Here is an 8123-nt window from a genome sequence, read left to right on the forward strand (position 1 = left end):
CTGTACCGGTTCCTGCGGCCCGGGGTCCGGGAGAACGAGTGCGTGGGGCTGGTCGCCAAGGTCCTCTACGACCTCGGCTCCGAGCACGTCGAGGGGGTCAACGCCATCTCCGGGGAGCGCTGCGCCCCCCACCCCCACGTCTACTCCGACCGCATCCTGCGCCCCGGCGACCCGGCCTTCTTCGACATCCTGCACAGCTACAACGGCTACCGGACCTGCTACTACCGCTGCTTCGCGGTCGGCAGCGCGTCGCCGGCCATGCGCGACGCGTATGTGCGCTGCCGCGACTACATGGACGAGGCGATCGCGCTGGTGAAGCCCGGCGCCACCACCGCCGACATCGTCTCGGTGTGGCCTCGGGCGGAGGAGTTCGGCTTCCCGGACGAGGAGGCCGCCTTCGCCCTCCAGTACGGGCACGGGGTCGGGCTGTCGATCTGGGAGAAGCCGATCTTCAGCCGGCTGGTCTCCCTGGACCATCCCGAGGTGCTGGAGGAGGGCATGCTGTTCGCCCTGGAGACCTACTGGCCGGCGTCAGACGGCTGGTCGGCGGCCCGGATCGAGGAGGAGGTGGTGGTGACGGCCGACGGCTGCGAGGTCATCACCAAGTTCCCGGCCGAGGAGCTGCTGGTCGGCGGGCAGCGCTACTGGTCGATGGACGGCCCGCTGCCGACCCTGCGCGAGCCGGAGTCCCACCGCAACCGGCAGGTGACGCCATGACCGCGCCCAAGCCCGAGGAGCTGCTCGACCTGTTCGAGCGCATGGCGGTGATCCGCGCCACCGAGAAGGCCGCCTACGACCTGTTCATGAGCGGCCTGGTCAAGGGCACCACCCACCTGGCCGCCGGGCACGAGGCGGTCGCCGTCGGCGCCAGCGCCGCGCTGCGCCCCGACGACTACGTGTTCGCCACCTACCGGGGCCACCACCACGCCATCGCCCGCGGCGCCACCCCGGAGGAGTGCCTTGCCGAGCTGATGAGCCGGGCGACCGGCGTGTGCAAGGCCAAGGGCGGGTCCATGCATCTGACCAAGGCGTCGCGCAACATGCTGGGGTCGTACGCGATCGTCGGCTCACACCTGCCGATGGCCGCCGGCGCGGCCTGGTCGGCCATGCTGCGCGGCACCGACCAGGTCGCGGTCGCGTTCTTCGGCGACGGCGCGACGAACATCGGCGCGTTCCACGAGACGCTCAACCTGGCCGCCGTGTGGAAGCTGCCGGTGATCTTCGTGTGCGAGAACAACCTCTACATGGAGTACACCTCGATCGCGTCGGTGACCGCGGTGCCGAACCCGGCCTACGACCGGGCGTCGGCCTACGGGATCCCGGCGGAGATCGTGGACGGCAACGATGTGCTCGCGGTCCGCGAGGCGATGCGGGCCGCGGTCGAGCGGGCTCGGGCTAGCAGGGGTCCGAGCCTGCTCGAGGCCCGCACCTACCGGCACTACGGGCACAGCCGCTCCGACCCGGCCAAGTACCGCCCGGCCGAGGAGGTCGAGGAGTGGCTGCGCCGGGACCCGCTGCTGGTGCTGCGGGACGACCTGCGCCGGCTCGGCGTGGACGACGAGCTGATCACGCGGGCCGACGAGGAGGCGCAGCGGGTCGTCGCGGCCGCGGTGGACGCGGCGAAGGCGGCGCCGGAGGCCGACCCGGCCGAGGCGCTGACGGACGTGTGGGCCGACGGAGGCGCGGCGTGGCGGACGTGATCACTTACCGGGAGGCCGTGGCCGAGGGGATCGCCCGGGAGATGCGGCGCGACAACACGATCGTCTGCCTCGGCGAGGACATCGCCGAGGCGGAAGGGGTGTTCAAGACGACCGTCGGGCTGCTCGCCGAGTTCGGCCCGAAGCGGGTGTGGGACACGCCGATCTCCGAGCAGGCCATCGTGGGCGCCGCCATGGGCGCGGCGATGACCGGGATGCGGCCGGTCGCCGAGATCATGTTCTCCGACTTCCTTGCCTGCTGCTGGGACTACCTGGCCAACGAGATCCCCAAGGTGCGCTACATGACCGGCGGGCAGGTCACCGTGCCGCTCGTGGTTCGCACCGCCAACGGCGGCGGGCTGGGGTTCGGCGCGCAGCACTCGCAGGCGACCGAGAACTGGGCGTTCACCGTGCCGGGGCTGAAGATCGCGGCACCGTCCACTCCGGCCGATGTGATCGGGCTGATGGCCTCGGCGATCCGCAGCGACGACCCGGTCGTGTTCTTCGAGCACAAGGGCCTGTTCGCCAGCAAGGGTCCGGCGGCGCCGCCCGACCACGTGGTCCCGCTCGGCGCGGCGAACATCGCGCGCACCGGCCGGGACGTGACCGTCGTCGCGCTGGCCTCCACCGTGCCGACCGCCCTTGCCGCCGCCGAGCTCCTTGCCGGGGAGGGGATCGCGGTCGAGGTCCTCGACCTGCGCTGCCTGGTGCCGCTGGACATGGCCACCGTGCTGGACTCGGTGTCGCGCACCTCCCGGCTGGTCATCGTCGAGGAGAACCCGTACCAGGGCGGGTGGGGCGGCACGGTGGCTTCGATCGTGGCCGACGAGGGGTTCGAGTTCCTGGACGCGCCGATCCGCCGGGTCGCCGCGGAATGCGTGCCGCTGCCGTTCGCGGACCGGCTCGAGGACGAGGTCATCCCGACCGTCGACAAGGTGGCCGACGCGGTGCGCCGGCTGGCCGTCTTCTAGCAGCAAACTCAAAGGAGAGTGACCATGCGCACGCTCATTCAAGGCGGTCAGGTGCTCACCATGGACCGTGACATCGGGGATCTGCCGCGCGGCGACGTGCTGATCGAGGACGACCGGATCGTCGCCGTCGAGCCGAACATCAGCGCCGACGCCGAGGTGATCGACGCCAGCGGGTTCATCGTGATTCCCGGGTTCGTCGACACCCACCGGCACACCTGGGAGGCGGCGATCCGCGGCTGCGCGCCCAATGCCACCCTCGACGACTACTTCGTCGACGTGCTGGACAGCTTCGCCCCGGTCTACCGGGCGCAGGACGTCTACGCCGCGAACCTGGCCGGCGCGCTGGAGTGCCTCAACGCCGGCATCACCACGTTGGTCGACTGGTCGCACATCAACAACACCCCGGAGCATCCCGACGCGGCGATCCGCGGGTTGCAGGAGAGCGGAATCCGGGCGCAGTACGCCTACGGCAGCGCGAACACCTCGCTGGCCGACTACTGGTTCGAAAGCAAGATCGCCATCCCGGGCGACGACGTCCGCCGGGTCCGGGAGACCTACTTCTCCTCCGACGCCGGCCTGCTGACGATGGCGCTGGCCACCCGCGGCCCCGGCTTCTGCGTCGAGGACGTCGTCCGTTCCGAGTGGACACTGGCGCGCGAGCTGGACATCCCGATCACGGTTCACGTCGGCATGGGCCGGCTGGCCGGGCGGTTCGGAATGATCAAGACGCTGAGCGAGTACGGCCTGCTCGGCCCGGACACCACCTACATCCACTGCTGCTACTTCAGCGACGAGGAGTGGCGGCTCGTCGCCGAGTCGGGCGGGACGATCTCGATCGCGCCGCAGGTCGAGGTGCAGATGGGGCACGGCTGGCCGCCGGTGATGAAGGCGATCGAGCACGGCCTGCGCCCGAGCCTGTCGATCGACGTGGTGACCACGGTTCCCGGCGACATGTTCACCCAGATGCGGGCCGCGTTCGGCGCGGAGCGGGCCAGGGTGAACGCCGAGTGCTGGCAGGCCGACGTGAACATCCCGGACAACATGCTGACCGCGCGCGACATGCTGGTGCAGGCCACGATCAACGGCGCGCACGTGGCCGGGCTCGAGGACCGCACCGGCTCGCTGACCCCGGGCAAGAAGGCCGACGTGGTGCTCATCGACGGGCGCGCGATCAACCTCGCCCCGGTGATCGACCCGGTGACCGCGGTCGTGCTCGGCGCCGATGTGTCCAATGTGGACACCGTGATCGTGGACGGCGTGGTGCGCAAGCGCGGCGGCAGGCTGCTTGCCGACGTCGACGCCGCACGGGCCGGCGTCGAGGCGGCCCGGGACTACCTGGTCGACCAGGTGGCCCAGCGGAAGGGCGCGCCGGTGTGACGTCGCGGCATGTGGTGGGCCGGGCGGCGGACGCCCGGTACGTCGCGGGCGTGGACGGGTTCAGCCACTGGCCGGTGGTGGACGAGACCACGCCCGCCGTGCACACCGGTTTCCACCTGTGCGCGCTGGAGCCGGGCGGGTTCATCCCGCCCCGCGTCCAGTCGTTCGAGGAGTCGGTGTACATCGTCGAGGGCTCCGTGGTGCTGCGCACCCCGGAAGGCGCGGTGCTGCTCGGGCCGGGGGACTACGCGTTGCTGCCGGTGGGCTTCCCGCACGGCTGGCACAACGAGGGCGGCACCGTGGTCCGGTGGGCCCGGATGCTGGCGCCGCAACCGCGGGCCCGGTTCGACGGCGACACGTTCGCCGCGCCGCTGGAGGATCTCGGGCCACCCCGGGCGATCGACGTGCGCGATCCGCGCAACCGGCTGTTCGGGCACATCGATCCGGCCAACATGGATCCCAGCAAGCAGACCCAGGACCTGCTCGCCCAGTCGGCGAGCATGCGCACCGCCCTGCTTGTCTACAGTGGAATCACCGTGAAGATGATGGTCGACTCGGATCTGGGGGCGCAGCTGCAGACCATGTTCATGGTCCAGTACGAGCCGCACGGGGTGGCCGGGCCGCACGACCATCCCTTCGAGGAGACCTACTACTTCCTCGAGGGCGAGGGCGAGGCGACCTTCGACGGGCAGACCTACCGGCTCGGGCCGGGCGACGTCGCGTTCGCCGGGGTCGGGTGCGTGCACGGGTTCCGCAACGTCGGCGCCGGCCCGCTGCGCTGGCTGGAGACCCAGGCGCCGGCGCCGCCCGGCCGGCACTCGTACCGCTTCGTGCGCGACTGGGATTACCTGCGGGCAGCACTGGAAGGGAGCCAATCGTGAGCGGAGCTTGCGGAGCGAACCATCAGATACAGGGCGACCGCGAGCGGCCGCTCGGAGCCTGCGAGGAGCGGTCGTGAGCGCAGTGCTGGTGGTCGGTGGCACGGCGGGGATCGGGCGGGAGATCGCCCGGCACTACGCGGCCGCCGGCCGGGAGGTCCTGGTCACCGGCCGGGACACCGACCGGGCCAAGGCCGTCGCCGGCGAGATCGGAGGCAACACCCGCGGTCTCGGCTTCGACCTGGCCCGGCCGGAGGAGATCGGCGCCGCGCTGGCCGACGTCGGGCCGGTCGGCTCGCTCGTGCTCGCCGGGATCGACCGCTCGCAGGAATCCGTGGCGAACTACGACATCGCGGCGGCCACCCGGCTGGTCACCCTCAAGCTGGTCGGCTACACCGAGGTCGTGCACGCGCTGCGGTCCCGGCTGGCCGAGACCGGCGCGGTGCTGCTGTTCGGCGGGCAGGCGCGGGTGCGGCCCTACCCGGGGTCGACCACGGTCTCCACGGTGAACGCCGGCGTCATCGGCCTGGTGCGCACGCTGGCGGTGGAGCTGGCGCCGGTCCGGGTCAACTCGATCCACCCGGGCATCGTCGGCGACAGCCCGTTCTGGCGGGACAAGCCGGCCGCCGTGCTGGAGGGCTTCCGGTCCGGAACGCTCACCGGGCGGCTGGCCACCATGACCGACATCGTGGGCGCGGCGGTGTTCCTGCTGGACAATCCCTCGGTCAACGACGTCAACCTGGTCGTGGACGGGGGCTGGCGGTGACTGCCCCGGTCGCGGTCATCGGCGCCGGCCACATGGGCGGCGCCATGGCCGGCCGGTTGCACCGGGATGGCCGCGCGGTGCTGGTGTACAACCGCACGCGCGCACGGGCCGAGAAGATCACCGGCGCCACCGTGGCCGGCTCGGCGCGCGAGGCGGCGGCCGCCGCGGAGGTCATCCTGGTGTCGCTGGCCGACGACGCCGCGGCCCGCGCTGTCTACAGCGGACCGGACGGGCTGGTGGCCGGGTTGTGGGCCGGGGCCGTGGTGGTCGAGACGAGCACGCTGGCGCCGGGCACCGTGCGCGAGCTGGCCGATCTGGTGCGGAGCCGGGGCGCCACGCTGCTCGACGCGCCGGTGTCCGGCAGCGTCCCGCTGGTCGAACGGGGCGAGCTCACCTTCATGATCGGTGGCGACCGGCGGGCCGTCGAAGCGGTTCGACCCGTGCTCGACGTGCTGGGCAAGCGGGTCTTCCACCTCGGGGCCCAGGGCAACGGCTCGATCATGAAGCTGGCCGTCAACTCCGCCCTGCACGGCCTCAACCAGGCCCTCGCGGAGGCGCTCGTGCTCGCCGAGAAGGCCGGGCTGGACCGGTCGGCGGCCTACGAGGTGTTCGCCTCCAGCGCGCTCGCCGCGCCGTTCGTGCAGTACAAGCGCGCCGCCTACGAGCGGCCGGACGAGGCCGCACCGGCCTTCACCCTCGACCTGGTGGACAAGGACCTGGCGCTGATCGCCGACCTGGCCGCCCAGGTCGGCGTGCCCATGCGCCAGCTCACCGCCAACCGCGCCGTGGTCCGGGCCGCGCTCGAGGCCGGTCTCGGCGATGCGGACATGAGCGCGCTCGCCGTGCTGCTCCGCAACGACCGATAATTTTCGGAACCCGCACGCCGGACACATTCCTCGCATGTCGTGTCCTACCCGTGACCGCCGGTGCCGTGTGCAGGTCTTGATCCCCCGTGCAGCCCGGATATATCGTGACCCCGGTCACCGAAAACTACCGAACGTGTTCCGAAAGTTTGCGGCGAAGGGATAGCAATGACTGCTTCCACCCCGATGCCCCGCCGGACCTTTCTCGGCGTGCTGGGTGCCGGTGCCACGATGCTCGGGGTCGGGGCCTGCAGCGGCGACAGCGGCAGCGGCAGCACCCCCACCGCCAGCGTCGATCCCAATACCCCCCAGACCATCGAATGGTGGCACATTCAGAACACCGAACCGATGCTGCCGATCTGGGACGAGCTGGCCAAGCAGTACACGTCTGCGCACCCCAACGTGACGATCAACATCACCCCGATCGAGAACGAGGCGTTCAAGGCCAGGCTGACCACGGTGACGCAGTCGGGCGACGCGCCCGACATCTTCCAAACCTGGGGCGGCGGGGTGCTCAAGAATCAGGTCGACGCCGGGCTGGTCAAGGAGGTCACCGCCGACGTCCAGCCGATCAAGGACACGCTGGTGCCGACCGGCATGGAGCCATACATGATCGACGGGAAGCTCTACGCCGTCCCGTACGACATCGGCATGGTCGGCTTCTGGTACAACAAGGCGCTGTTCGCCCGGGCCGGGATCACCGGCACCCCGGGCACGTGGAACGAGCTGCTCGACGCGGTGCGCAAGCTCAAGGCGGCCAACATCACGCCGATCACCATCGGCGGCGGCCAGAAGTGGCCCTGCCACTACTGGTGGACCTACCTGGCCATGCGCATCGCCGGCATCGACGGGCTGCAGAAGGCCGAGGCCGACAAGAAGTTCGACGGCCCGGAGTTCATCCAGGCCGGCCAGCGGCTCAAGGAGCTGGTCGACCTGCAGCCGTTCCAGAACGGGTGGCAGGCCGCCCCGTTCGACACCCCCGACGGCGAGGCGGCCGTGATGGGCAACGGTCAGGCCGCGCTCGAGCTGCAGGGCCAGTTCGCCGTGGCGGTGCAGAAGGAGCAGTCCGGCAAGGACCTCGGCGCCGATCTGTCGTGGTTCCCCTTCCCCACCGTCGATGGCGGCAAGGGCAAGGTGACCGACACGATGGGCGGCGGCGGCGGCTTCGCGGTCGGCAAGGACGCGCCACCAGCCGCCGTCGACTTCCTCAAGTTCCTCGTCACCCCGGAGAACCAGCGCAAGGCGGTGGCGACCGGTGCGGTTCTGCCGATCACCAAGGGCGTCGAGGACGCCGTCCAGGACCCGCGCATGAAGCTGGTGGCCGACGCCGTGGCCAAGTCGACCGGGTTCCAGCTCTACCTGGACCAGGACTACGCGCCGTCGGTCGGGCAGACCGTCAACGATGCCGTGACTTCGCTGATGAACGGTGCCATGAGCCCGGAGGATGTCGCGCGAGCGGTCACCGAGGCCGCCCAGACCGCGTAAGACTGTCCACATGACACGGTCAGCAGTCGACCAGGACACGCTGGCGAGGGAACAGGATGGTGCGGAGCCGCCGGCCGCGACCAGGG

The 8123-nt window shown here is 70.9% G+C and carries 8 protein-coding genes; all 8 read left to right on the plus strand.

Annotation, left to right across the window (positions count from 1 at the left end; all coding sequences use genetic code 11):
- Nucleotides 1–717: M24 family metallopeptidase (locus VGX25_RS00320; protein ID WP_326915445.1), on the plus strand; the 717-nt coding region annotated here is incomplete at its 5' end.
- Entirely contained in the window at nucleotides 714–1700 is a 987-nt protein-coding gene (locus VGX25_RS00325; protein ID WP_326915446.1) for a thiamine pyrophosphate-dependent dehydrogenase E1 component subunit alpha, read from the plus strand. The genes VGX25_RS00320 and VGX25_RS00325, both read left to right, overlap by 4 nt.
- Nucleotides 1688–2668, plus strand: coding sequence for an alpha-ketoacid dehydrogenase subunit beta (locus tag VGX25_RS00330; RefSeq protein ID WP_326915447.1), 981 nt, complete (start codon nucleotides 1688–1690; stop codon nucleotides 2666–2668). Before VGX25_RS00325 ends, VGX25_RS00330 begins: the two co-directional genes overlap by 13 nt.
- 24 nt (nucleotides 2669–2692) lie before the next feature.
- Complete coding sequence (locus VGX25_RS00335; RefSeq protein ID WP_326915448.1) at nucleotides 2693–4045, plus strand: amidohydrolase family protein; 1353 nt, start codon at nucleotides 2693–2695, stop codon at nucleotides 4043–4045.
- The gene (locus VGX25_RS00340) at nucleotides 4042–4926 is read left to right on the plus strand and encodes a cupin domain-containing protein (RefSeq protein WP_326915449.1); all 885 of its coding nucleotides are present in this window, start codon (nucleotides 4042–4044) and stop codon (nucleotides 4924–4926) included. The genes VGX25_RS00335 and VGX25_RS00340 overlap by 4 nt, the downstream gene beginning before the upstream one ends.
- Nucleotides 4927–4999: 73 nt before the next feature.
- Entirely contained in the window at nucleotides 5000–5689 is a 690-nt protein-coding gene (locus VGX25_RS00345; RefSeq protein ID WP_326915450.1) for an SDR family NAD(P)-dependent oxidoreductase, read from the plus strand.
- Complete coding sequence (locus VGX25_RS00350) at nucleotides 5686–6555, plus strand: NAD(P)-dependent oxidoreductase (protein WP_326915451.1); 870 nt, start codon at nucleotides 5686–5688, stop codon at nucleotides 6553–6555. Before VGX25_RS00345 ends, VGX25_RS00350 begins: the two co-directional genes overlap by 4 nt.
- A gap of 165 nt (nucleotides 6556–6720) precedes the next feature.
- On the plus strand, nucleotides 6721–8037 hold the full coding sequence (locus VGX25_RS00355; protein ID WP_326915452.1) for an extracellular solute-binding protein: 1317 nt from the start codon (nucleotides 6721–6723) through the stop codon (nucleotides 8035–8037).
- Nucleotides 8038–8123 lie beyond the last annotated feature (86 nt).

This window comes from Actinophytocola sp. (genome assembly GCF_035942955.1).
Taxonomy (GTDB): Bacteria; Actinomycetota; Actinomycetes; order Mycobacteriales; family Pseudonocardiaceae; genus DASYTH01.

Coding starts and splice junctions, on each gene's coding strand:
- VGX25_RS00335 (WP_326915448.1), top strand. CDS start 2,693: ATGCGCACGCTCATTCAAGGCGGTCAGGTGCTCACCATGGACCGTGAC.
- VGX25_RS00325 (WP_326915446.1), top strand. CDS start 714: ATGACCGCGCCCAAGCCCGAGGAGCTGCTCGACCTGTTCGAGCGCATG.
- VGX25_RS00355 (WP_326915452.1), top strand. CDS start 6,721: ATGACTGCTTCCACCCCGATGCCCCGCCGGACCTTTCTCGGCGTGCTG.